Annotated in this window: 25 protein-coding genes, 1 pseudogene and 1 riboswitch; of the genes and pseudogenes, 13 read left to right on the top strand and 13 right to left on the bottom strand. The window is 64.7% G+C overall.

Translation table 11 applies throughout. The features are described from left to right. Positions 1 to 6: 6 nt before the first annotated feature. Complete coding sequence (locus WMC41_RS04350) at positions 7 to 807, bottom strand: transporter substrate-binding domain-containing protein (protein ID WP_432347121.1); 801 nt, start codon at positions 805 to 807, stop codon at positions 7 to 9. 184 nt (positions 808 to 991) lie between these two features. Beyond that, a riboswitch (cobalamin riboswitch) is annotated at positions 992 to 1213 on the top strand. A gap of 156 nt (positions 1214 to 1369) precedes the next feature. Here WMC41_RS04350 and WMC41_RS04345 point away from each other — a divergent pair. The 6 genes from WMC41_RS04345 to WMC41_RS04320 are packed head-to-tail and all read left to right on the top strand — an operon-like array spanning position 1370 to position 7090. Continuing rightward, a complete protein-coding gene (locus tag WMC41_RS04345) occupies positions 1370 to 1681 on the top strand; it encodes a DUF1636 family protein (protein ID WP_432347120.1) in 312 nt (103 codons plus the stop codon). 40 nt (positions 1682 to 1721) lie between these two features. Further along, on the top strand, positions 1722 to 2399 hold the full coding sequence (locus WMC41_RS04340) for a class I SAM-dependent methyltransferase (RefSeq protein ID WP_432347119.1): 678 nt from the start codon (positions 1722 to 1724) through the stop codon (positions 2397 to 2399). A 5-nt stretch (positions 2400 to 2404) separates the two neighbouring features. Next, positions 2405 to 3937: an ABC transporter substrate-binding protein gene (locus tag WMC41_RS04335; protein ID WP_432347118.1), complete on the top strand. Its 1533-nt coding sequence runs from the start codon at positions 2405 to 2407 to the stop codon at positions 3935 to 3937. Between the two features lie 3 nt (positions 3938 to 3940). Then, a complete protein-coding gene (locus tag WMC41_RS04330) occupies positions 3941 to 4915 on the top strand; it encodes an ABC transporter permease (protein ID WP_432347117.1) in 975 nt (324 codons plus the stop codon). Beyond that, positions 4902 to 5690: an ABC transporter permease gene (locus WMC41_RS04325; protein ID WP_432347116.1), complete on the top strand. Its 789-nt coding sequence runs from the start codon at positions 4902 to 4904 to the stop codon at positions 5688 to 5690. Before WMC41_RS04330 ends, WMC41_RS04325 begins: the two co-directional genes overlap by 14 nt. Further along, positions 5687 to 7090 (top strand): ABC transporter ATP-binding protein, encoded by a 1404-nt coding sequence (locus WMC41_RS04320; RefSeq protein WP_244767722.1) that lies wholly within the window; start codon positions 5687 to 5689, stop codon positions 7088 to 7090. The genes WMC41_RS04325 and WMC41_RS04320 overlap by 4 nt, the downstream gene beginning before the upstream one ends. Before the next feature lie 173 nt (positions 7091 to 7263). Here the strand turns inward: WMC41_RS04320 and WMC41_RS04315 are convergent. Together WMC41_RS04315 and WMC41_RS04310 are read right to left on the bottom strand one after the other, a co-directional pair. Then, a pseudogene (locus tag WMC41_RS04315) lies at positions 7264 to 7509 on the bottom strand (multidrug ABC transporter ATP-binding protein); the annotation flags it as partial. 259 nt (positions 7510 to 7768) lie between these two features. Next, complete coding sequence (locus WMC41_RS04310) at positions 7769 to 8692, bottom strand: alpha/beta hydrolase (protein WP_432347115.1); 924 nt, start codon at positions 8690 to 8692, stop codon at positions 7769 to 7771. 98 nt (positions 8693 to 8790) lie between these two features. On the opposite strand from WMC41_RS04310, the gene WMC41_RS04305 reads away from it, so the two are divergent. Then, positions 8791 to 9693 carry a LysR family transcriptional regulator gene (locus WMC41_RS04305; protein ID WP_432347114.1) on the top strand — a complete coding sequence of 301 codons (903 nt, stop codon included), beginning with the start codon at positions 8791 to 8793 and terminating at the stop codon, positions 9691 to 9693. A gap of 194 nt (positions 9694 to 9887) precedes the next feature. Here the strand turns inward: WMC41_RS04305 and WMC41_RS04300 are convergent, their stop codons facing one another. From WMC41_RS04300 to WMC41_RS04280, 5 genes are all read right to left on the bottom strand, one after another. Then, complete coding sequence (locus WMC41_RS04300) at positions 9888 to 10838, bottom strand: LysR family transcriptional regulator (protein WP_432347113.1); 951 nt, start codon at positions 10836 to 10838, stop codon at positions 9888 to 9890. Positions 10839 to 10859: 21 nt separating this feature from the next. Then, on the bottom strand, positions 10860 to 11576 hold the full coding sequence (locus WMC41_RS04295; protein WP_272804701.1) for a Crp/Fnr family transcriptional regulator: 717 nt from the start codon (positions 11574 to 11576) through the stop codon (positions 10860 to 10862). A 212-nt stretch (positions 11577 to 11788) separates the two neighbouring features. Next, on the bottom strand, positions 11789 to 12385 hold the full coding sequence (locus WMC41_RS04290) for a general stress protein (protein WP_244767727.1): 597 nt from the start codon (positions 12383 to 12385) through the stop codon (positions 11789 to 11791). Between the two features lie 22 nt (positions 12386 to 12407). After that, positions 12408 to 12725, bottom strand: coding sequence for a PepSY domain-containing protein (locus WMC41_RS04285; protein WP_432347112.1), 318 nt, complete (start codon positions 12723 to 12725; stop codon positions 12408 to 12410). Between the two features lie 127 nt (positions 12726 to 12852). Continuing rightward, positions 12853 to 13593: a sulfite exporter TauE/SafE family protein gene (locus WMC41_RS04280; RefSeq protein WP_432348256.1), complete on the bottom strand. Its 741-nt coding sequence runs from the start codon at positions 13591 to 13593 to the stop codon at positions 12853 to 12855. A gap of 131 nt (positions 13594 to 13724) precedes the next feature. Here WMC41_RS04280 and WMC41_RS04275 point away from each other — a divergent pair, with 131 nt between their 5' ends. From WMC41_RS04275 to WMC41_RS04250, 6 genes are read left to right on the top strand one after another with little or no spacing between them, the layout of a single operon-like run. Next, positions 13725 to 13979, top strand: coding sequence for a DUF982 domain-containing protein (locus tag WMC41_RS04275; RefSeq protein WP_244767729.1), 255 nt, complete (start codon positions 13725 to 13727; stop codon positions 13977 to 13979). Positions 13980 to 13982: 3 nt separating this feature from the next. Further along, positions 13983 to 15020 (top strand): cytochrome c oxidase subunit II, encoded by a 1038-nt coding sequence (gene coxB, locus WMC41_RS04270; protein ID WP_432347111.1) that lies wholly within the window; start codon positions 13983 to 13985, stop codon positions 15018 to 15020. Continuing rightward, positions 15017 to 17536, top strand: a complete 2520-nt coding sequence (ctaD, locus tag WMC41_RS04265) for a cytochrome c oxidase subunit I (RefSeq protein ID WP_432347110.1) — start codon at positions 15017 to 15019, stop codon at positions 17534 to 17536. Before coxB ends, ctaD begins: the two co-directional genes overlap by 4 nt. A 3-nt stretch (positions 17537 to 17539) precedes the next feature. Then, positions 17540 to 17920, top strand: coding sequence for a hypothetical protein (locus tag WMC41_RS04260; protein WP_432347109.1), 381 nt, complete (start codon positions 17540 to 17542; stop codon positions 17918 to 17920). Next, entirely contained in the window at positions 17917 to 18546 is a 630-nt protein-coding gene (locus WMC41_RS04255) for a cytochrome c oxidase assembly protein (protein ID WP_432347108.1), read from the top strand. Before WMC41_RS04260 ends, WMC41_RS04255 begins: the two co-directional genes overlap by 4 nt. Beyond that, positions 18540 to 19589: a c-type cytochrome gene (locus tag WMC41_RS04250; protein WP_432347107.1), complete on the top strand. Its 1050-nt coding sequence runs from the start codon at positions 18540 to 18542 to the stop codon at positions 19587 to 19589. Before WMC41_RS04255 ends, WMC41_RS04250 begins: the two co-directional genes overlap by 7 nt. Before the next feature lie 3 nt (positions 19590 to 19592). On the opposite strand, the gene WMC41_RS04245 is transcribed toward WMC41_RS04250, so the two are convergent. The 5 genes from WMC41_RS04245 to WMC41_RS04225 all read right to left on the bottom strand — a co-directional run bounded on the left by WMC41_RS04245 (position 19593) and on the right by WMC41_RS04225 (position 21629). Then, complete coding sequence (locus tag WMC41_RS04245; protein ID WP_244767735.1) at positions 19593 to 19769, bottom strand: hypothetical protein; 177 nt, start codon at positions 19767 to 19769, stop codon at positions 19593 to 19595. A 28-nt stretch (positions 19770 to 19797) separates the two neighbouring features. Then, the gene (locus WMC41_RS04240) at positions 19798 to 20091 is read right to left on the bottom strand and encodes a hypothetical protein (protein WP_272804695.1); all 294 of its coding nucleotides are present in this window, start codon (positions 20089 to 20091) and stop codon (positions 19798 to 19800) included. 70 nt (positions 20092 to 20161) lie between these two features. Next, the gene (locus WMC41_RS04235) at positions 20162 to 20392 is read right to left on the bottom strand and encodes a hypothetical protein (RefSeq protein WP_244767737.1); all 231 of its coding nucleotides are present in this window, start codon (positions 20390 to 20392) and stop codon (positions 20162 to 20164) included. A 96-nt stretch (positions 20393 to 20488) separates the two neighbouring features. Beyond that, positions 20489 to 20983: a BON domain-containing protein gene (locus tag WMC41_RS04230; RefSeq protein ID WP_432347106.1), complete on the bottom strand. Its 495-nt coding sequence runs from the start codon at positions 20981 to 20983 to the stop codon at positions 20489 to 20491. Positions 20984 to 21116: 133 nt separating this feature from the next. After that, positions 21117 to 21629, bottom strand: coding sequence for a sigma-70 family RNA polymerase sigma factor (locus tag WMC41_RS04225; RefSeq protein WP_272804694.1), 513 nt, complete (start codon positions 21627 to 21629; stop codon positions 21117 to 21119). Between the last annotated feature and the right edge of the window lie 87 nt (positions 21630 to 21716).

Raw genomic sequence — 21716 nt, 5'->3', positions numbered from 1 at the left:
AACGCGCTACGTGGGATCGCCTACACGCTTACGTTGCGTCAGTTCCATGTCTGCCTTTGCAACGGCGATCCCGTTCGGACCGTGCTTGCTCAGCGCGCCGCCGGCCGGCTTGAGAGTTTCAAAGGCTCCGCTCGACTGTTTGGCAGCATAACCGATGCCGGCCTCACCAGAGACCGTGGCGTCCGCGCCGCCCGCAGCGACGCGGGTCAGCGCTTCAGGCTGCTTGGAGAATGGCAAAATCTCGATTTCGGCTTTGCCGGCCTGCTTGCAAAGATCATTTTCGGCGATGACTGCCTTTTCGTGGTAGCTGCCGGACTGGATGGCAATCTTGCGGCCGCAAATATCGGCTGGGTCGAACTTAGTCGGGTTGCCGGCCTTGACGGCCCACATGCTGCCCGTGTCGGCATAACTGACGAAATTGACCGCTTTCATACGCTCGTTCGTGATCGAAAAGGCAGAAACGCCGATGTCGAACTTGGTTCCGAGAGCGGGCAGAATGGCCTCGAAGGCCGAGGTCTGAAAGTCGATCTTGACGCCGAGCTTCTTGCCGATCGCGTTGGCAATATCGACGTCGATGCCTTCCGGCGTCTGTCCATCCTTCTCGCTCAGGAATTCCCAGGGTGCATAGGCGGTGTCCGACCCTATGGTCAGGACGCCGGCCGCCTTGATTTTTTCGGGCAAACGGGAGGCCAAGACCTCCTCGACCTTGATCGCCGAGGTGTCGAAACTCTGAGCAAAGCTTTGACCGCTCAAGGCAGTCAAAGCGAAGGCGGTGACAATTGAAACATGAGTCAGGATCTTGATCATTTTTGTTCCCCATCTTGTTTGCGGCGGACCGGGTGACGCTTGGGAGGACCGACGTCTCCCTCGTCCGACACGCGCACTATGGGATGAGCGCAGTCGGCCGTCCAATAATAAGATCGGCCCACTCTATTCCAACAGGTTATTGGATGGCGCGCCGAAATCAGGCCGTTGACTTGCGCTGACTGTTGGCTACGGTGTCTTCGATGGTTCCTGACATGCCAAGCGACGTCAGGTGAAAAGGGAACACGGTGAGGACTACCCATCAGGGGCCGAGACCGTGACTGCCCCCGCAACTGTGAGCGGCGAGCAACCTCGAAAGACCACTGGTGAACCTCGTTCGGAGGCGCTGGGAAGGTGGAGGACGCGACGACCCGCAAGTCAGGAGACCTGCCATCACGAATGAAACCGAACCGGGCGGGGAGTCCGGTCAGGAGCAGTGATGGCGAAAGCATCTTCCCGGCCGGTGGCGACACCTGCCTATTGCGTGATTCAATCCGCGCCGCATCAGATCCTTGTTTGCAAAGGCTGCAAACGGACGGAGCGTTACCGCCGGCCCGGCGGAACCATGATCGCGAACCTGCGCGCGTCCATTGCCGAAACGAGCCTCTCCGACCAGTTCGAGGTTACGGGAACCGCCTGCATGGGCGGCTGTGACCAGCCGTGCTCGGTCGCCGTTCGTGCTCCCGAAAAGGCGAGCTGGCTCTTCTTCAACCTCGATCCAATCGAGGACGTGGCCGACATCGTGCGCTTTGCGCAGCTCTATGCCCAGCTCGATGACGGCTGGTGCCGCTCCGTCGACCGACCCGGCAAGCTCGCAAGCAACATCCTGGCGCGCCTGCCGGCGATGATCTATCGCCCGGCGCATTCCACGTCATGACCCACGCAGCAACCAGCACCTGCTATCGAAGGACCCCACGATGGAACGTGTTGCCCCGACGACTGCCACCGCCATGTCAGAGCATTGGAATGCTCGGGCATGGAAGTTTGACGCCGCGGCGTCCCATCGGCGCGACGCCTCGTCATGGCGGGCAGTGTTCGAAGCCGCACTCGGCAGCAGGCCTCAGGACGTCGTCGATCTAGGGTGCGGGACCGGAGCGTGCGCGCTCCTCGCGGCGAGCCTTGGCCATCGTGTCACGGCCGTCGATGGCTCTCTCGAAATGCTTTCTCATGGGAGAACCGCTGCTGCCGAGGCCGGCCTTGAGATCGACTTCATCCACTCGACCATGGACGAAGCGAAGCTTCCGGCGTCAAGTGCCGATGCCGTCGCGATACGCAATGTCCTGTGGACGCTCGAAAACCCGCCGGCCGCACTGGCCCTGGCGCGCGAAATCCTCCGGCCAAGCGGCAAACTTCTGCTGTCGGATGGGCTTTGGTATCGCCAACGCGTCAACAACAGTCGCGAAATCTTCGGGACAAACCTGCCCTTCTATAACGGTCTGACCGAGACCGATGCGCGTGCGCTGATCGCTGGCGCCGGCTTCCGCTCCGTTGAAAGCTGGCGCCACCTGATGCCCGGCGACCCTTACGGCTCCGTTTATGACGATCCGGATACCCCGATCACCTTCTTCGTTCTCACCGCAATCGCTCCGGAGTGATTTTCATGTCTCGCAATCTTTGGTTTTCCGCTTTCGTAACGGCGATGCTCGTCTCCCCCTTTTCCGTCTTTGCGCAGGAGGAGCTTCGCGTCGTGGAGCCGTTCCAGCTGCAACGGCTCGATACCCAGACCGGGGGGTTCCAGCTTCGCGCCAACGGCGTCACGGAGACGCTGGTACAGACGAATCCGGAGGCGGCGGTGCTGCCGGCGCTGGCCGAGCGCTGGGAGACATCGGCCGATGGCCTGAAATGGACTTTCTTCCTGCGCCCCAACGTCACCTTCCACGACGGAACCGCGATGACGCCGGAGGCCGTCGCGGCATCCTTCAAGGCGCTCCTTCCGACCGGCAATCTTATCAAGAACGCCAAGGTCAAGGATGTCAGCGCCGGTGACGGGACCGTGACATTCACGCTTGAGCAACCGTTCGCGCCATTCCTTGCCTACCTCCTGGACCCCGCCGTTCCGGTTCTTGCGCCCTCGTCGTTCGCTTCAAGCGGAGAACTCACGGCTATCGTGGCGACAGGACCGTACAGAATCGAAAAAGCGGAACTCCCGCAGGGCCTCGATCTGGTTCGGCATGACAGCTATTGGGGTGACGTCGCGAAAATCGAGCGTGTCCGCGTGGATGGCATACCGAACCCTGAGACCCGCGTGAACATCGCGCTGGCAGGTGAAGGCGATCTGGTGCTGGAAATCCCGACGACGGCCGTCTCGCGTATCGACCGCTCCGGAGAGACGCACATCGTCCGTGCACCGGTGCCTCGGGTCGTCATGATGCTGGTCAATGTCAAAAAACCGCAGTTCGCCGATGTCGAGATTCGCCGCGCGCTCAGCTTTGCCGTCGACAGACAAGCAATCGCCCGGACGATCATGGGCAACGAGGACCTTGCCGCGAACCAGTATTTCCCGCCCGCGATGAAGGGATGGCATTTTGAGGATTTCAAGCCGCAAACGCTCAACGTCGCCGAGGCGAACCGTATCCTCGACGAGCTCGGCTGGAAACCGGGGGCAAACGGGATCCGTGAAAAGGATGGCACGCGCTTCGCCGGCATGATGCGGACATTCCCGCAACGCGCATACCTGCCCGTGATTGCCGAGGCACTCCAGGCCCAGTTAAAGGCGATCGGCTTTGACCTCTCCATCCAGGTCGGGGAATCCAGCCTTATCCCGGAAGCACAGAACGATGGGACGCTCGAGTTGGGACTAGGCATCCGCACCATGATCTACCAGGTGCCGGATCCGGTGGCGCGCCTCACCAGCGACTTTGCGACCGACGAACCCAGCACAGATGCGACCGGAGCCACCGGATGGAAGAGCGAGGAGATGCGGGCAGCCGTTGCCGCATACAATCTCACGACCGATCCGGAGGCTCGCCTGCCGCTTCAGCGCAAGATGGCTGAAATCCTGCAGCACGAACTTCCCGTCATCCCGATCACGTTCACCGATGAGAAATACGCCGTCTCGGAGCGGCTGGAAGGCTTTGTTGCCGACCCGGTGATGCAGACGCGACCGCTCAATCATTTGTCGTTCAAGGACTGATCCATGCAGCGCGCGGTTCGTCACGCCGTTCCGCGCGCTGTTTTGCGCCGGGTTCTTGAGGCTCTCTCGGTCGCGTTGATCCTCGCGACGATCTGCTTTGCGCTTCTTCACGCCATTCCCGGCGACATGGCGCTGAGGATCGCCGTCAGCCGGTTGGGAACGGAAAATATGTCTCCAGCGGCGGTCGAGCAGATCCGCGACGCCGAGATGCTGTCTCGCCCTCTCCTCGTGCAGTATTTCGACTGGCTGAAGGCGGTCGCCACCGGTGATATCGGGCGCTCCTTCGTTTCCGGCCGGCCCGTGGCCGAGGAACTTCGGCAGGCTGGCGGATACACCCTGCGGCTCGCAGTTATCGCCTGGCTGCTCTCCTATGCATTGGCTTTGCCGCTTGGTATCGCGGCCGGTCTCAAGCCCGATGGCGCAATCGATCGGGCAACGGCATTCGCCGCGGCGGCCTTTTCATCGTTGCCGACCTTCCTGATCGGGATCGCACTCATCTCGATCTTCGTACTCGCCCTCAACCTGCTTCCGCCAGCAGGGTATCGACGACCTGAGCATCTCGTCCTTCCAGCCATCACGCTGGCCCTGGGGCTGATGGCGCCGTCTATGCGGGTCATACGCGATGCTGTCGCTGAAGTGCAGGCCTCAGCCTACATGACCTATGCTCATGTGAGAGGGTTTGGCAAAGTCAAAGCCTTCATACGGCATGGCCTGCGAAACGCGAGCGTTCCGATCGTCACCTTCGCGGCGCTTCAGTTTGCCTATCTCATGGACGGCTTTTTTGTCGTGGAGACCTTGTTCAATTTTCCGGGGATCGGGAACGCGATGGTATCGGCGCTGCTTGCACGCGATGTCCCAGTCGTCATGGGTTGTGCGCTTCTGATCGGCACCACCTTCGCGGCAATCAGCCTTGCCGCTGACCTCATTTGCATGTGGATGGATCCCCGGCTTGTGGATGAGGGCCATGGCAGCCGTTGATCAGCGCCTTCTTTGGACGATCGGGGCGGCTACGGCGGTGACGATTGTTACGATCGCCGTGATCATCGGCCGCGATCCTCTCCATCAGGACCTCGCGGTTGCCCTCGCGCCGCCATCCATGCTGTTTCCGCTCGGAACCGACCATCTGGGTCGCGACGTGTTCGCTCGCCTCTTCCATGCACTACCCCGCTCTATCGGCATCGCGACGTCAGCGATGGCAGCGGCGGTGGCCATCGGGACCTTGGTCGGGCTAGCCGCCGCGGTCTCCAACCGCCTTGTCGATGCAGCGATGATGCGCCTCACCGACCTCGCGCTTGCGTTCCCTGGACTACTTCTCGCAATGGTACTGGCAGGGCTGATGGGTGGCGGAATGCTGCCGGTTCTCGTCGGTATTGCGCTGGGGCAGTGGCCCCAGTTCGCCAGGATGACGCGGAGTGTCGCAGCCGCCGCCATGACCGAGGCGCATGTCGAGGCGTCGCGTCTGGCTGGTCTCGCAGGATGGCGGATCCTCTTGCGACAGGTCATGCCGCGGGTTCTGATCCATACAGCGTCACTTGCGGCGCTGGGCGTCGGTGGCGCGGTCTTGACGATCTCTTCACTGGGCTTCCTGGGACTTGGGTTGCAACCGCCCACGCCGGAATGGGGCGCGATGATCACGGAGCTCCTGCCCTATATGGACGTCGCGCCAGTACAGATCGCAGCCCCCTGTGTCGCGCTGTTCGTGACCGTGCTTGCCTGCATGATCGCCGGGCGACGACTGGCCGAGGCAATATGATGCGGGCGATATTACGAGTTTGTGATCTCTCGGTGCGGGATCAAAAAGGCACGCTGCTGGTCGAAGCCGTCAGCTTCGCAATTCCGCAGGCAGGCGCCGTTGTTCTGATAGGCGAAACAGGTAGCGGCAAGAGCCTCGTCGCGCAGGCGGTGCTCGGCCTGGTCCCGGAGGGACTGAGCGTGCAAGGACGCATCGAGTTCGATGGACGTACCGTCGAACTATCGGATCGGGCGGCTTTGCGACAGTATTGGGCAAATCACCTGGCGCTTGTGCCGCAAGAACCACGAGCAGCACTCGATCCGACAATGCGCGTGCTGCCGCAGATCACTGGTTTGGCAAAACAGGCACATGCGCATCAGGCGATGACGAGCCTGAGCCTCCGTGCCTCGGTTGGGCGGCAGTATCCGTTCATGTTGTCGGGCGGCATGGCTCAACGTGTTCTGGTTGCCGGGGCATTGACGACGCAGGCGCCCGTCGTCATCGCCGACGAGCCGACCAAAGGCCTGGATGATGATCGGGTCGAAGAGACTGTCTCACGCATCCGACAACTCCTCGACCATGGCCGGGCGGTGTTGGCAATCACACACGACATACGCGTCGCGCGTGGCCTTGGCGGCCATATAGGTGTGATGCGCGCCGGCCGGATGTTGGAACAGGGGCCTGTGGAAGAGGTGATACTGGCACCGCGCCACGCCTATACCCGGGCGTGGCTTGATGCAGATCCCGATCGGTGGCCCCGGCGCACGGCGCAACGCATCGCCGAGCCGGTGCTCCACGCCCAAAAGCTCACCTATGCGGTCGGTGATCGCAGATTATTCCAGGACTTAAGTCTGACGCTCCTCCGGGGGAGCATCACAGCCATAACGGGTCCGAGCGGTTGCGGCAAAACGATGTTGGGCAATGTGCTCCTCGGCCTCGCGCGACCGCACGCAGGCACGGTGCGATGGTGCGACGGCACTGATCCGCACCGTGTCCGTCGACCTGCCTTACGCGCGCGTTTTCAGAAGTTACATCAGGATCCAGCTTCGGCGTTCATGCCGGGGCGTGTGTTGAGACGTCAGCTTGAGGACCTCAAACCTGTGCTACCGTTCGGATGCCTGGCACGCGACCTGCCACCCCTTCTCGATCGGTTGGCGGTTCAACCATCGCTTCTCGAACGGCGACCGGACGAGGTTTCCGGTGGAGAACTGCAACGCATCGCAATCGCTCGCATCCTCCTGTTCAAACCGTATTGCCTGGTCGCCGATGAACCGACATCGCGGCTTGATCCACTGGTGCAGCGCGAAGTGACAGAGCTTCTGCGAACCCTGGTTGACGAGCAGGATATGAGCCTCGTTCTTACAAGCCACGATAAACGATTGGTCCGGGCGGTTGCTCACGACGTCATTGATCTCCAGTAAAACTCGCGAAATGCGGCCTGCCCTCTGATCATGCGGGACGTTCATCACCGGACACGCTATTCGCTCTTGATGGGATACGAACCAAGCTCTCCGCCAATTCATCTGCTGGTGTTTCGCTTTTCCGAGATCAAATCGGGCCAGCCTCATCAAAGTCTAAGCAGGGAGAATCCGCCCTAAGCGGCCGCCTGCGCCAGATGTAAACTCCGATACCGGCCGTTCTTGCGGGCGATCAGCTCGGCATGGCTGCCGCTTTCGACGATGCGGCCGTCGTCGTCGACGAGGATGCGGTCGGCATTGGCGATGATGGCCAGGCGATGGGCGATGACCAGCGTGGTGCGGCCGGCCGAGAGCGCGGCGAGCGACTGCTGGATCGCCCGCTCCGTCTGCGTATCGAGCGCCGAGGTCGCCTCGTCGAGGACGTGGGGTCGAGTGTTCGAACCACTCCACTCCGACCAGAGAAAATCCTTTCAAGACAATGGCTTACAGCCATCCCGAGGGCTGACAGAAATCTCCCCGCGCGAAAACTGGCAGAAACCCCTTGCGGGATGCGTGGCGGTTGAATCGAAAAGGCCCTCCGAAGAGGGCCTTTCTTGTCCAAACGGCCTGCCTTGAAGAACGCGCGCAGGGACATTCCTGTCGCTCGGCAGTACGGCGAACCTTCCTATCGGTGGCTGACGGTCAGAGGTTCTCGGCGTAGAACGTCTTGAGCCTGTCGACGGCCTGATCGACGCAATCGGGCTTGTCGTAGAGGTCGTAGTGCGTGGCGCCGGGCACGACGAGGATGTTCTTCACCTTCGAGGCCGACTTGTTGAACAGCTCGAACCCGTCGCGATAAGAGCCGAAGGCGCCCGCCTGCCCGCCACCAACGACGATCTGCAGCGGCTGGGTCAGCAGCTTCTCCGCCAGATGGAAGGCATCGAAGGTGAAGCCGGCGCCGGTGCTGGCGACGTTCAGCTTGTTGGGCGATCCCGGCTGCTGGCCGCGCGGCGTCGTGTAGTAGTCCACCGCCTCGACCACATCGACATCCGTGATGCCATAGGAATCGAGCTGCGCCTTCGACTGCGGGATATAGGTGGCGATCGCGGTCTCCGCGCCGCGGGCCTCGGCCGTGCGCTGCGCGCCGATGCCTTCCAGCGCCTTGATCGCCGCATCGGCGGAAAGGTCCCCCTCCCGGCACAGCCGGCCGTAATTGGCCCCGACGATGGTGCCGACCGCCTTGAAGCGGCGCTCGGTCATCGCCGCGTTGACCGCATAGCCGCCACCGCCGCAGATGCCGAGCACGCCGATGCGGTTCTCGTCGACATAGGGCAGCGTCACGAGGTAATCGGCCGCGCAGCGGAAATCCTCGACGCGGGTCGCCGGGTCTTCCAGATAGCGGCCGGGACCGCCGCTGGCGCCCTGCGTGGAGGCGTCGAAGGCAAGGCAGACATAGCCGAGTTCGGCGAACTTCGCGGCGTAGATCGCGGCCGTCTGCTCCTTGCAGGAGCTGATCGGGTGCGCGACCACGATGGCCGGATATTTTTTCGCCTCGTCGAAGCCGGCCGGCAGGTGCAGGTTGGCGGCGACGTCCCAGGTCTTGTTCTTGAAGGTCACGGATTTCATGTTCGGTCTCCTTTCCATTCGATGACCCGAAGATAGCGCGCCTTCCTGTTTTCGATTAGACAGTGCAATCGGGATGTCGTGATTAGCCAGGCTTATGAATGTCGAACGAGAACCTTCGTGATCTGAACGCCTTCGTCACCGTCGCGGAGGAAGGCAGTTTTACGCGCGCCGCGGCGCGGCTCGGCGTTTCGCAGTCCGCGCTCAGCCAGACCGTGCGCAATCTGGAGGAGCGGGTGGGAATCCGCCTTCTCAATCGCACGACGCGCAACGTCTCGCCGACGGAGGCGGGCGAGCGGCTGCTGTCGGAGGTGGCGCCCGCTCTGGAGCAGATCGACCGCGGCTTCGCCCAGCTCGGTTCGTTGCGCGAGCGCCCTTCCGGCACGATCCGCCTGTCGGCCGACGAATATGCGATCCTCAGCCTGCTATGGCCGGCGCTGGAACGGTTCCTCGCCCTCTATCCGGAGGTCAATATCGAGCTGGTGACGGACTACGGCCGCACCGATGTCGTCCGCGAGCGCTTCGACGCGGGCGTGCGCCGCGGAAAGCTCGTGTCGAAGGACATGATCGCGCTCAGCATCGGGCCGGATATCCCGATGGTCGTCGTGGGCGCACCGTCCTGCTTTTCGCAGCGGAAGAAACCGAAGCGGCCGCAGGATCTGTCCGACCACGATTGCATCAACCTTCGCCTGCCCACGCATGGCGAGTTCTTCGCCTGGACCTTCAGCAAGGGCGGCAAGGACCTGCGCGTCACCACGCAAGGCAGGCTGGTCTTCACCAGCGTCGTGCAGGTGCGCCAGGCCTGCCTTGCCGGCTTCGGCCTCGCCTATCTGCCGCTCGATTTCGTTGCCGGGCACATCGCGGGCGGGGCGCTTGTCGAGGTGCTGGCCGACTGGTGCAAGACCTTCGAGGGCTATCACCTCTACTACCCCAATCGGCGTCAGCATCCGCCGGCACTGGCTGCGCTGATCGATGCACTGCGATACAACACAAAGAAGACATAGCCTCGATAGCCGTGCATTGGCGCTGGCCATGGCCGAACGCGTGCAAACCACGACGTAGCGTCCGTTCAACCAGTTCCGGGATTGGGCCGAAAGGGACTGGCCGCTCCTTGGGGGGCAAGAAAGCAGTCCCTCCTTGCGTCCGGATCATACGGTTGCAGTACGCCCTTCGTCAGGTGACGGATATCCGTGTCCTTCTATGTGCTCTCGCCGGCCGGGGCGATTGCCGGAATGGCTTTGCGGGACTCCGCGACCAGGTGTTTGCGCCGCTCGACCAGGAAATCGATCAGCGCCCGGGTCTTGGCCGGCATCTGGTTGCGTGAGGGCACGTAGAGATAGAAGCCCGGAAACGGCCGGCACCAGGGCGCGAGCACCCGCACCAGCCGCCCATCGGCCAAGTGTTGCCGAACGCAAAGGTCCAGATACTTGACCAACCCCACGCCCTGTATGGCGGCGTTCAGCATGGTCTCGTCGTCGTTGAACACCGCGTTGCCTTTCGGCTCGAACTCTATCGTCCGTTCTTCGGCGTCCGGTGACGTGAACGACCAGCGATCGATCGTGCCGCTGGATGTGAAACGGAAGGCGAGACAATTGTGCCGCAAAAGGTCGTTCGGGGTTTCAGGCACGCCGTATTTTTCAAAGTAGGCCGGCGATCCGACGACGGCCTCCTCGATCGGCGGCGTGACGGGCACCGCCACCATATGCTCGTCCAGGCTCTCGCCCAGCCGGATGCCGGCATCCATGCCGTCGGCCACTATGTTCGAAAAGCCATCGTCCAGCACGATCTCCAGCCGCAGCTTTGGATAGCGCGCCAGGAACGCGCTCATGTACGGCTCGATCAGCATGCGGTTGACGGGGCGCGGGACGGTCATGCGGATCAAGCCCGACGGTTCCGCCTGCATCTCCCCTAACTCCGATACCGCCCTCTCTATGGCCACGAGCGCGGGCTGCAGGACGTCCAACAGGCGCTGCCCCTCCTCCGTCAGCGACATGTTGCGCGTCGTTCGGTTGATGAGCCGGACGTTCAGCTGCTGTTCCAGCGCCTTGAGGTGCTGCGAGAGCGCGCCTCGCGTGACCAACTCCCCCCGCGTGACCAGCTCGAAGCCGTCGATAACGACTTCCCCTTTTCGACCGGCCAGTCGGCCCACAATGGCCCCTTTCAGGATGCCTCAGGAAAGACCGCTCATCAGGCGCCGGTATTCTGCTTCCGGCCTGCCATAGGCGTCGTGGGCGAACTCCTCCAGGGCGGGACGGTCGCGGATGACGACGCTGCCGCGCAGCGAGCGGATGAATCCCTCGCCTTCCAGGACATGCAGCGCGGTCGTCACGCTCGGCCGCCTGACGCCCAGGAGCACCGACAGGAGTTCGTGCGTCAGCGCCATCTCGTCGCTGCGCGAGCGGTCGTGGCACATGAGCAGCCAGCGGGCGAGCCGCTCGTTGACCTCGTGGACCGCATTGGACACGGCCGTGTGGGCCAGTTGCACGGCAAAGCTCTCCATCGAGCGGTTCATGATCCGGACGAAGGGCTTGCTCTGGTCCATCCAGCGGCGGAAATCGTCGAAGCCCATGCTGTAGCCCTCGGCGTCGAGCTGGACCGTCACGTCATAGGAGCTGACCCGGGCGCCCGTCACCGCGGAGGTCGGGATGTAGCCGTCGAAGCCGAAGATGCCTGCTTCCGCGCGCCGGCCCTGCGGCGTCGTGATCACGACGGACCCGATGCCGTCGGTCAGGAAATACACCGCGTCGATCGGCCGGTCCCGATGCGCAAGGGGCGTGCCCTTGGGAAGGACCTCGTGTTTCAGGTCGGGCGCCAGCATCTGGAAGTCGACATCCGGCAAGAGCTGCAGGAGGTTGTTGGGGGGTGCAGAGCGCAACGGGGCGGCCATGTCCACGCCTCCTGTTTCGGGCCGGCACGCCTGTCAGCGCCTGGCGCCGGCAATTCGGGGAGATGACGGTGCGCCGTCGAGCTTACGCCATCCTGTCCAAGTCGCAAGAGCGGGACGGCGCGCCGCAGGCGAGGCGGCGAATATGCAGCGGCCGGCCCGAAGGTCCGGGCCGGCCGCTGCATCACGAACCGAAAAATACGGCTGCCAAGCGATCAGCGCCGGTAGCGCAGGCGCTCCTGCTCGATTTCGGCGGGACCGTAGGGATCGAGCGTCTCGTCGAAGCGCGTCCAGCCCTGCTCGGCATAGGCCGCGCGCCGCTCGGCTGGATCGACCCAGTTCGACTGGCGCAGGATCGCCTCGGCCTCCGGATAGAGGCTTTCCTCGACGCGGGCGGTAACCAGCGTGCCGCCGCGGCGCACGCCTTCGGCATAGACATGGGCATGCTCTTCCGGCACGCCGGATTCCGTCATCGCGCCGATGAGGCCGCCCGCCGCGCCGCCGGCCACCGCGCCGGCGGCGGCACCGGCCGCCGTGGCGGCAAGCCAGCCGGCGGCGACCACGGGCCCGACGCCCGGAATGGCCATGATGCCGAGGCCGGTCAGAAGGCCGCCGACGCCGCCGACGGCCGCACCGATGCCGGCCCCTGCTCCCGCGCCCTCCGCGGCGTTCGTATCGCCGGTGCGGCGCTCGTCCACATTGTTTGACACGATGCTGATGTCGTCCGAGGGGATGCCCCGCGCTTCGAGGGCGCTGACCGCGGCACGCGCGTCGGAATAGTCGTCAAAAAGTCCGGTTGCGGTTTTCTTCATGGGAGTATCCTCTCAGTTGGCGTCAGTTGGCGACGATGTTGCCCTGGTAGTCGAGCGCGACACCGACGGACTTGCCGTCCTTCATCGCGGTGCCCCGCCAGACGCCCTTGTCGTCGAGCGCGAGCCCGGTGACGTCGGCATAGCCCGCTTCTGCGATGCGCTCCTTGGCCTGGTCCTCGGTGAAGCTGTTCGCGCCTTCGACCGGCGCGGTGGCGTTCTTGTCGTCCGGCGTCGCGACCGCCGGCGTGTCGCCATCGGTGGCGGGCGTCGTGGAGGTCTGGGCGAAGGCGCCAAGGGTCGATGCGCCGACGAACGCGGCGGCGAGCAATAGCTTTTTCATGATGTTTCCTCGTTGTCAGCCGTTGAAGGCAAGAAGCAAACCGAGATCGCGGCGTTTGGTTCCTCGCTAATTTTGCGGGAGGCGTAAAATAACCGCGTGCTGATGCCGCATCTGCCGGCGGAGGCGGCTAGAACACCCGCACCGCGGCCGTCCCCGTGATGACCAGCGCGACCGCGATCATCAGCGGCTTGACCGGCAGCCGGCTGACGATGAGGGCGCCGAACGGCGCGGCGAGCACTCCGCCGATGATGAGGCCCACCGCCGAGGAGAGCTCCGACCAGCCGAGCGCCAGGATGAAGGTGACCGAGATGACCATGGTGACGGCGAATTCGGTGAGGTTGGTGGAGCCGATGACCTTCCTGAGGTCATGGCCGCGCCCGAGCAGGCTGCTCGTCACGATCGGCCCCCATCCGCCGCCGCCCATGGCATCGAGCACGCCGCCGAGCCCGCCGACATAGGGCACGATCCAGTCGCGCACATCCCGCGGCCAGGACGGGTTGAAGGCCTTGTAGAGGATGAAGAGGCCGACGGCGACGAGATAGGCCGAAACGAAGGGCTCGATCACCTTGCCGTCGATGTTCGACAGGAGATAGGCGCCGATCGCCCCGCCCGCCATGCCGGCCGGCGCAAGCCGCGCGACCAGCCGCCAGTCGACATTGCGATGATAGGCATGCGAAAGCCCGGAAGCGGCGGTGGTGAAACATTCCGTCACGTGGGTCATGGCGCTTGCCGTTGCCGGCGGCACGCCGACGGCAAGCAGGCTCGTGGTCGTCAGCACGCCGAAGGCGAGGCCAAGGGCGCCGTCGACGATCTGGGCCAGGAAGCCGATGACGACGAAAAGCAGCAAATCCGCAGTGAGATAATCCAGCACGATCCCGCTCCCGCCTTGTTCGCGCGATCGTCTAGAAGTTCGCTCGGCCCCGTTGGTTCCGGGAGGCGGACGGAACAATCCTCGCCATTCCTGATTGTAGAAGGACATCAACAGCGCGGGGTTTCGAAATGGAAAGCGCTCACAACTGGCAGATGCCCGTCGTCCTGGCCAATCGGGAGGCCGAAGCATTCGTGGTGGTGCGCAACTCCCTCGAGGCCGCCGCCTATCTGATGGATTTCTGGCCGAAGCAGCACGGACCCGCCTTCTACAAGGCCATTCGCCTCTGCGCGGACGCGCTCGATGGCGAGGTGACCGACGAGGACGTGCGGGATGCGTTTCTGGCGGCGGCGCACGATGCAAACATCGCCATTACCGTGCACTGACCCTTGCCAGCCCGGCCTTGCGGGCCATATCGCCCCTCAGGAACCACCGCCTGGAGCACCGCCATTCATCGACGCGCCCTGCCTCTCCTGCTGATCCCGCTGAGCGGCTGTTCCGGCACACAGTCAGCGCTCGATCCCGCGGGTGACGAGGCGGCGGCGATCTATACGCTCTTCCTCGTCATGGTCGCCGGCGGTGCGCTCATCTGGCTCGCCGTCGTCGGGCTTCTCCTTCACGCGGCGCGGCGGCGCGAGGCGCCGTGGAGCGAGAAGACCGCCGGGCGGCTGATCGCCTGGGGCGGGGTCGCCTTTCCCGTCGCCGTGCTCCTGGCGCTGCTTGCCTATGCGGTCTGGCTGATGCCGGCGATCCGGCCTTGGCTGGCGCATTCCGCGCCGGCGGCCCGGCCGATCGAGGTGACGGGCGAGCAGTTCTGGTGGCGCATCCGCTATCCCGCCGCCGAAGGCATGCCGGCCTTCGAGACCGCCAACGAACTGCGCCTTCCCGTCGGCGCGCGCGCCGTCTTCGCGCTCAAGGCGCAGGACGTCATCCATTCCTTCTGGATACCGGCGCTGGGCGGAAAGATGGACATGATCCCCGGCCGCACCAACACGCTCTCGCTGCTGCCGACACGGGCCGGTATCTTTCGCGCGCCCTGCGCGGAGTTCTGCGGCGCCTCCCACACGCTGATGGCCTTTTCCGTCGTCGTGATGGAACCGGAGGACTATGCGGCCTGGCGCCGGGCGCAGGCGGACGGGAACCCCGCAACGGGCAGCGAAGGCGAGCAGCTTTTCGCCCGTCACGGCTGCGCCGGCTGTCATGGCATCCGCGGCCTGACGGAGACCGCGAGCCTCGGACCGGACCTCACCTTCTTCGGGCAGCGCCAGACGGTCGGCGCCGGCACGCTTGCCAATACGGCCGAAAACGTCGCGCGCTTCATCCGCAACCCGGACAAAGTCAAGCCCGGCGCGAAAATGCCGGCCTTCGACATGCTGCCGGACGGGGACATCGCCGCCATGGCCGATTATCTCGTGGGGCTCAAATGACCGGTGCGGCCGAACCAGAGCTCTCGACGCAGGAGCGCCAAGCGCAGGAGGCGGAACTGCGCGCGGTCTGGCGCACGCCCTCCGGCTGGCGCTACTGGACCTCCGTCAACAACACCGAAATCGGCCTCTGGTATGGCGCGGCCGCCTTCCTCTTCATGCTGTTTGCCGGCGTGCTCGCCCTTCTGGTGCGCGTGCAGCTCGCCGTGCCCGACAACGACTTCCTTTCCGCCGACACGTTCAACCAGGCCTTCACCCTGCACGGCACGGTGATGATGTTCCTCTTCGCCGTGCCGATCTTCGAGGCGGTGGCGATCTTCCTCCTGCCCTCGATGCTCGGCGCGCGGGAACTGCCCTTCCCCCGCCTATCCGCCTTCGGCTTCTGGAGCTTCGCGCTCGGCGGCGTCTTCGTCTGCGGCTCGATCTTCTTCGGCGCGGCGCCGAATTCCGGCTGGTTCATGTATCCGCCGCTGGCCACGGACAAGGAATATTCCGGCATCGGCGCCGATATCTGGCTGCTCGGGCTCTCCTTCATCGAGGTCGCCTCGATCGCCGCCGCGGTGGAGCTGATCGTCGGCATCATGAAGTGCCGGGCGCCCGGCATGCGCATCAACATGATGCCGCTCTTCGCCTGGTATCTCCTCATCGTCGCCGGCATGATCCTCTTCGCCTTCCCGCCGCTGATCGCCGGCGACATCCTGTTCGAGATGGAGCGGATGTTCGACTGGCCGTTCTTCGACGCGGCGCGTGGCGGCGATCCCCTGCTCTGGCAACACCTGTTCTGGATCTTCGGCCATCCGGAGGTCTATATCATCTTCCTGCCTGCCATCGCGCTGATGGCGATGATCGTGCCGACCTTCTCGCAACGCCCCATCGTCGGCTATTCGTGGATCGTGCTCGCCGCCGTCGGCACCGGCTTCCTGAGCTTCGGCCTGTGGGTGCACCACATGTTCACGACGGGCCTGCCGCAGATCTCGCTCGCCTTCTTCTCCGCCGCCTCGGAGGCGGTCGCGATCCCGACCGGCGTGCAGATCTTCGTCTTCATCGCCACCATGCTCGCCGGCCGCGTCATCTTCTCCGTGCCGATGCTGTTCGGCGCGGGCGGGCTTGCGATCTTCATCATCGGCGGGCTGACGGGCGTCATGGTGGCGCTCGTGCCCTTCGACTGGCAGGCGCACGACACCTATTTCATCGTCGCCCACCTGCACTACGTGCTGATCGGCGGCATGCTCTTCCCGGTCGTCGCCGGCATCTACTATTATTATCCGCTGCTCGACGCGCGAAAACTCTCCGACCGGCTCGGCAAGATCGCCTTCTGGCTGATGTTTTCCGGCTTCAACATCGCCTTCTTCCCGATGCATCTTTCCGGCCTGCGCGGCATGCCGCGGCGGGTCTTCACCTATCCGGCCGATATCGGCTGGGACTGGTTCAACCTGGTCTCCACGATCGGCGCCTTCATCTTCGCCGCCGGCGTCGCCATCGTGGTGATCGACGTCGTGAGGCCCAAGCACCGCCAGCCGAAGGTGGAAGAGAACCCCTGGAACGCCGGCACGCTGGAATGGATCAGCGAGCCGGAGGAAAAGTGGGGCGTGCGCTCCATCCCCATCATCAGGAGCCGCTATCCGATCTGGGACCAGCCAGGCCTCATCGAGGACATCAAGGCCGGCCGCTTCTACCTGCCCGACGCAAAGGACGGCGCGCGCGAGACGCTCGTCACCTCGGTGCTGGACGCCGAGCCGATCCAGTGCCTGCGCGTCGGCGGCACCTCGATCCTCACCATCCTCGCCGCCTTCTCGCTCGGCGGCGTCTTCATCGCGCTCACCTTCCATTGGTGGATCGTGACGATCGTCTGCGCGGTGATGACGCTTGCCGCCATCATCGCCTGGCTCTGGACGGGCACCGCCGTGATCCCCAGGCAGGAGATGCGCGACGTCGGCCTCGGCAAGAGCCTGCCGCTCTATACGTCCGGACCGCAATCGGTCGGCTGGTGGGCCATGTTCATCACCATGGCGGGCGACGGCACCGCCTATGCCAGCCTGATGTTCGGCTACTTCTTCTACTGGACCATCCACGACGATTTCACGGGCGGCCACGCCGGGCCCGGCATGCTCTGGCCGCTCCTTGCCGCCGGCCTCTTCACGCTGGCCTGGCTCGCCATGCTGCTGGCGCGCAGGTTCAACGAAGGCGACCGGCCGGCCGCCACGCGCCTTTCGCTCCTCGCCACCCTGCTTTTGACGCTTGCGGCAGGTGGCGCCGGCCTTGCCGGACCCTATCTCACCGGCATGGACCCGACCGCCCATGTCTATCCGGCCATCGTCTGGGTCGTCGCCCTGTGGACCGTGGTGCATGGCGGCGTCGGCATCGTCATGCAGCTCTATTGCCTGGCGCGCAGCCTTGCCGGCCGGATGGACGCGCGCCACGACATGGACCTCGTCAATGTCGTGCTCTACTGGCACTTCCTCGTCATCACGGCGGTCACGTCCTTCGGCGTCCTCGGCCTCTTTCCGGGATTGAGGTGATCCATGCGGCTGATCCCCAAGGAAATCGAAAGCCTCTGGACCCTCTTCACGGCGCCGACCATCTGGGCGCTGCATTTCCTCGCCTGCTACATCACCGCCGCCGTCACCTGCGCGAAGGCGGGCGCCGTTCCCTTCTCCTTCGACACGATGCGTCTCGCCCTCGGCCTGATCACCCTCGCCGCGCTTGCCGGCATCGTGCTTTCCGCCGTGCTCGCCTGGCGGCAGTGGGGTTTCGGGTCCGGCGATCCGCCGCACGACGAACCGACCCGCAAGGACCGGCTGCTCTTCCAGGGGTTCGCGACGCTGCTCCTCTCCGGCCTCAGCTTCGTGGCCGTGCTCTTCGTCGCCGTGCCGCTGGTCTTCATCGGGGCGTGCCAGCCATGAAGAGCCTCGCGCGCTTCCTCGGCCTCGCCCTTCTCGCCGCGCTCGGCGCAATGCTCCTCGCCAGCTTCGGCAGCGGCTCGTTCACGGCCCATATGATCATCCATATGGGCATCGTCGCGGTTGCCGCGCCGCTCGTCGCCTATGGCTTGCGCGATACGCGGCTCGATCCGCTGCCGGGCGTGATCCGCGCAACTCCGATGCTCGCCTCGCTCGTCGAGCTCGTCGTCGTCTGGTTCTGGCATCTGCCTGCCCTGCGGAGGATCGCGGATGGAAGCCTCGCCCTGTCGCTCGTCGAACAGGCAAGCTTCCTGGTTGCCGGCGTCCTGCTCTGGCACGCCTGCTTCCGGCCGAAGGACGGCCGCCTTGCCGGCGCGGCCGGGCTATTGTTCACCTCGATGCACATGACCCTGCTCGGCGTGCTGCTGGCGCTCGCCCCGCGCCCGCTCTATGGCGGCGGCGACGTCACCTGTTTCGGCATTCCCCTCTCGGCCGCCGCCGACCAGCAGCTCGGCGGGGTCGTCATGCTGATGGTCGGGGCGCTCGCCTATCTCCTCGGCGGCATCCTGCTTCTTGCCGGCGTCCTGCGGGAGGACGAGGCGCTTCCGGCGGAGAGGCCGCCATGCTGATCGGCTGGAGGCATATCCTCGGCCTCGTGCTGGCCGGCGCGCTCGGCGCGTTCCTTATCGCCTGGTCCGGCATTATCGGCGTCGGCGCGAGCACGGGCCACTGGAAGGCGACCGACTGGTTCCTGCATTGGGTGATGCGATCCTCGGTCAGGACCGCGGCGATAGGAACGCCGGTCCCAGCCTTCACCGAGGGCATGCTGCCGATGGCGGCGGGCCATTTCGAGGGGGGCTGCGCCATCTGTCACGGCTCGCCGGCGCGGCCGCGGCCGGACAGCGTCCGCAACATGCTGCCCGCCCCGCCGGATCTCAAGGACAAGATCGCCGGCTGGAGCGATGCCGAACTGTTCAAGATCGTGCAGCACGGCGTGCGCTTCACCGGCATGCCGGCCTGGCCGGCCGCGGGGCGCGAGGACGAAGCCTGGGCCATGGTCGCCTTCCTGCGCCGCTATCCGGCGCTCGATGCCGAGGCCTATCGCAGCCTTGCCGGCCTTGCCGAAACGCGACCGGCAGGAACCGGGGACGCCATCGGGACCTGCAACGGCTGCCACGCACCGGAACGGCTCGATGCGCAAAGCCTCATTCCGGACCTTTCCGGCCAGTCCGCCACCTATCTCGAACAGGCTCTGCTCGCCTATGCGGAGGGAACGCGGGCGAGCGGCATCATGGCCGTCGCGACGGAGAGATTGGACGATGAGCAACGCCGGACGCTCGCCCGCCATTTTGCCGCCCAGCCCGCACGCCTGCGCCAATCGACATCCGGGGAGGACGCGGCGCGCGGCGAGACGATCGCCCTGAACGGCGATCCGGCCCGGCGCATTCCCGCCTGCCTGTCATGCCACGACAAGGCCGGGGCCAATCCCGCCTTTCCCCGCCTTTCGGGCCAGCCGGCGGCCTATCTCGAAAGCCAGCTGAAGCTCTTTACCGGGAAGGGCCGCGGCGGCGGTCCGTTCAGGGACGTGATGGCGAAAGCCGTCGCCAACCTCGAAGCGGAGGACATGGCCCCTCTCGCCGCCTATTTCGCCGGACGGAAACCGGCGGATTGAGGCCTACCGCCGGCCGACCTGCTTGGCCGGATCGTCGTTCTCGTCCGGGTTCGGATTGGGTTCCTCGTCCGGCAGGCGGTCGGGCTCCGGCTCCTTGATCGGCGGCGTCGGCTCGCCGATCGGGGGAAGGTCGGGCACCGGGTTGGGGCCGGGATTGGGTTCGTTCGGAATGATAGCCATCGTGGCCTCCTTGCGGGTTTGACCGGGTCTATTGCGCCATCACGCTGCGTGCACCGGCTTGGCGAAAGGCCTGCTCGGCCTTGAGCAGATCGGTGCGCGCAATATCGGCCGAGACGCGGATCTCACCATGAAGCGGCGCATCGGCGCGCACGGTATCGCCACCGGAGGCTTCCACGCCGGCCGTGTTGGCGTGCGTGTCCGGCTCGATGAAGACATCGGCACGGTCAATCCCGCATTGCTGCACGAGATGTTCGACGGCCCGGTCGGCGGCCTCCCGGGTCGCGAATATCGCCCACATGGTCTTCGTGCTGTCGTCGGACATGGAACCTTCTCCTCTTCTTCGGGGATCAGGTTTGCAACGCAGAAGGGGAGCGATGGTTTCAGCCCGCAGGCTAGATGTCATCCCTGGTGTAGAACATGCGGGCGGAGGCTTCGATGATCGAGCGGTGCCTGACGGGATCGAAGGTGACGGCGGGGAACGTCTCGAAGAGATATCTGGCGAAGCTCTCCCTGGCCTCCTGCGAGGCATCGAACCAAGGCTGCGAGGTCAATTCATCGAAGACCGACTTCAACGCGCCCAATTCTTCCGGCTCGAACGTTCCCTTGGAAGTGTAGCTGCCCACGCCCGCCTCCTCTCCGTGACAGCCGTGGATTCTAGGACCGTCCTTGCGGGATTCAAAGCGGGAATGCGGTACGATATCGTACGAAGAAGCCCCGGCCTATTCCGTCACGTCGCGGGGAACGTGGCTATCGACACCCCGCATCAAAAGCCCGTCCGCGCGCACATCGCGCACGCCCTTCACCCGGCGCAGGAAGCCGATCAGATGGCGACGGTCCTCCTCGCTGTCGACGGCGCCGTCGAGGACGGCGATGCCGTCGCGGATCGCAAGATCCAGCATGGCCAGATCGACCCGTTCATCCTCTTCAAGCGCCTCCAGGATCCGCGCCTCGAGATCGTCGTCCGCGATGATGTCGTCCGTTTCCTCCGCAAACGGCAGCGGTGCGCCGTCGACATCCCGCGCCTCGGGATCGGCGGTGATCTCGATACCCCCGTTGTCGGCTTGGTCCGGATCGGCGCCGCGTGTTCCGTAGGGCGCGTTCTGTCCGGCCCGGCGTGCGTCATCGTCGTCGGGATAGGGCCAGCCATCCCGGATGTCACGCTCCTCGTGGTCACGGAAATCCTCTTCGCCGGAAGCTCGCTTGCGATCGGTCATCGTCTTCTCCATTCGTTCAATGCTGCAGTGAGGAGACAGATCCAACCGATCAGGCCTGCCATTGTTCCCGCGCGTGCCGCTCGGCGAAGCTCATCCGGAAAGGAAGGGGCGATCCTCCGCTGCGTCGTTCCCGTCAAAACGCGCCGGGACGGCCAATCTCGTCCTCGAGCATCTTTCGCGCGCGGTTGACCCGGCTTTTCACCGTGCCGATCTCGCATGCGCACAGCCGCGCCGTGTCGATGTAGCTGACCCCCATCGCGACGAGCAGCAATGTGCGGCGCGAGCGCGGCGGAATACGGCTGAGCGCGGAGCGCAGCTCGCTGCGGCGAACCGCCCATTCCTGCGGCGCCGAAATGCTGGCGCGCTCGAACAGCCCGTCGTCCAGCCCGACGGGTTCCCGGCAGCGGCGGCGGTATTCCGTGTTGAAGGTGTTGCGCATGATCGTGAAGAGCCACGAGCGCAGTCGCGTGTCCGGGCAAAACTGGTGAGAGGACCGGAGCGCGCGCATGACCGTCTCCTGCACGAGATCCTCGCGGTCGCTGGCCGACCGGGTGAACCGCTGGGAAAACCGCCTCAGCGCGGGCAACTGTGCTTCGATCGCGGCGTGAACCGTCTGCGCGGCGGGCTTGGAGACCAGGGCGTCCATTCATTCCTCCGTTTCCAAAGAAACGAAGCGGGCTCGCGGAGGTTGCCGTACGATAGCGTACAGACGCCGGCAAAAAGAGAATGGAAC

The sequence above is a fragment of the Shinella yambaruensis genome, from assembly GCF_050859155.1.
Lineage (GTDB): Bacteria > Pseudomonadota > Alphaproteobacteria > Rhizobiales > Rhizobiaceae > Shinella > Shinella yambaruensis.
Note: the sequence above shows the minus strand (reverse complement) of the source record. Positions and strands in the feature narration are given on the sequence as shown.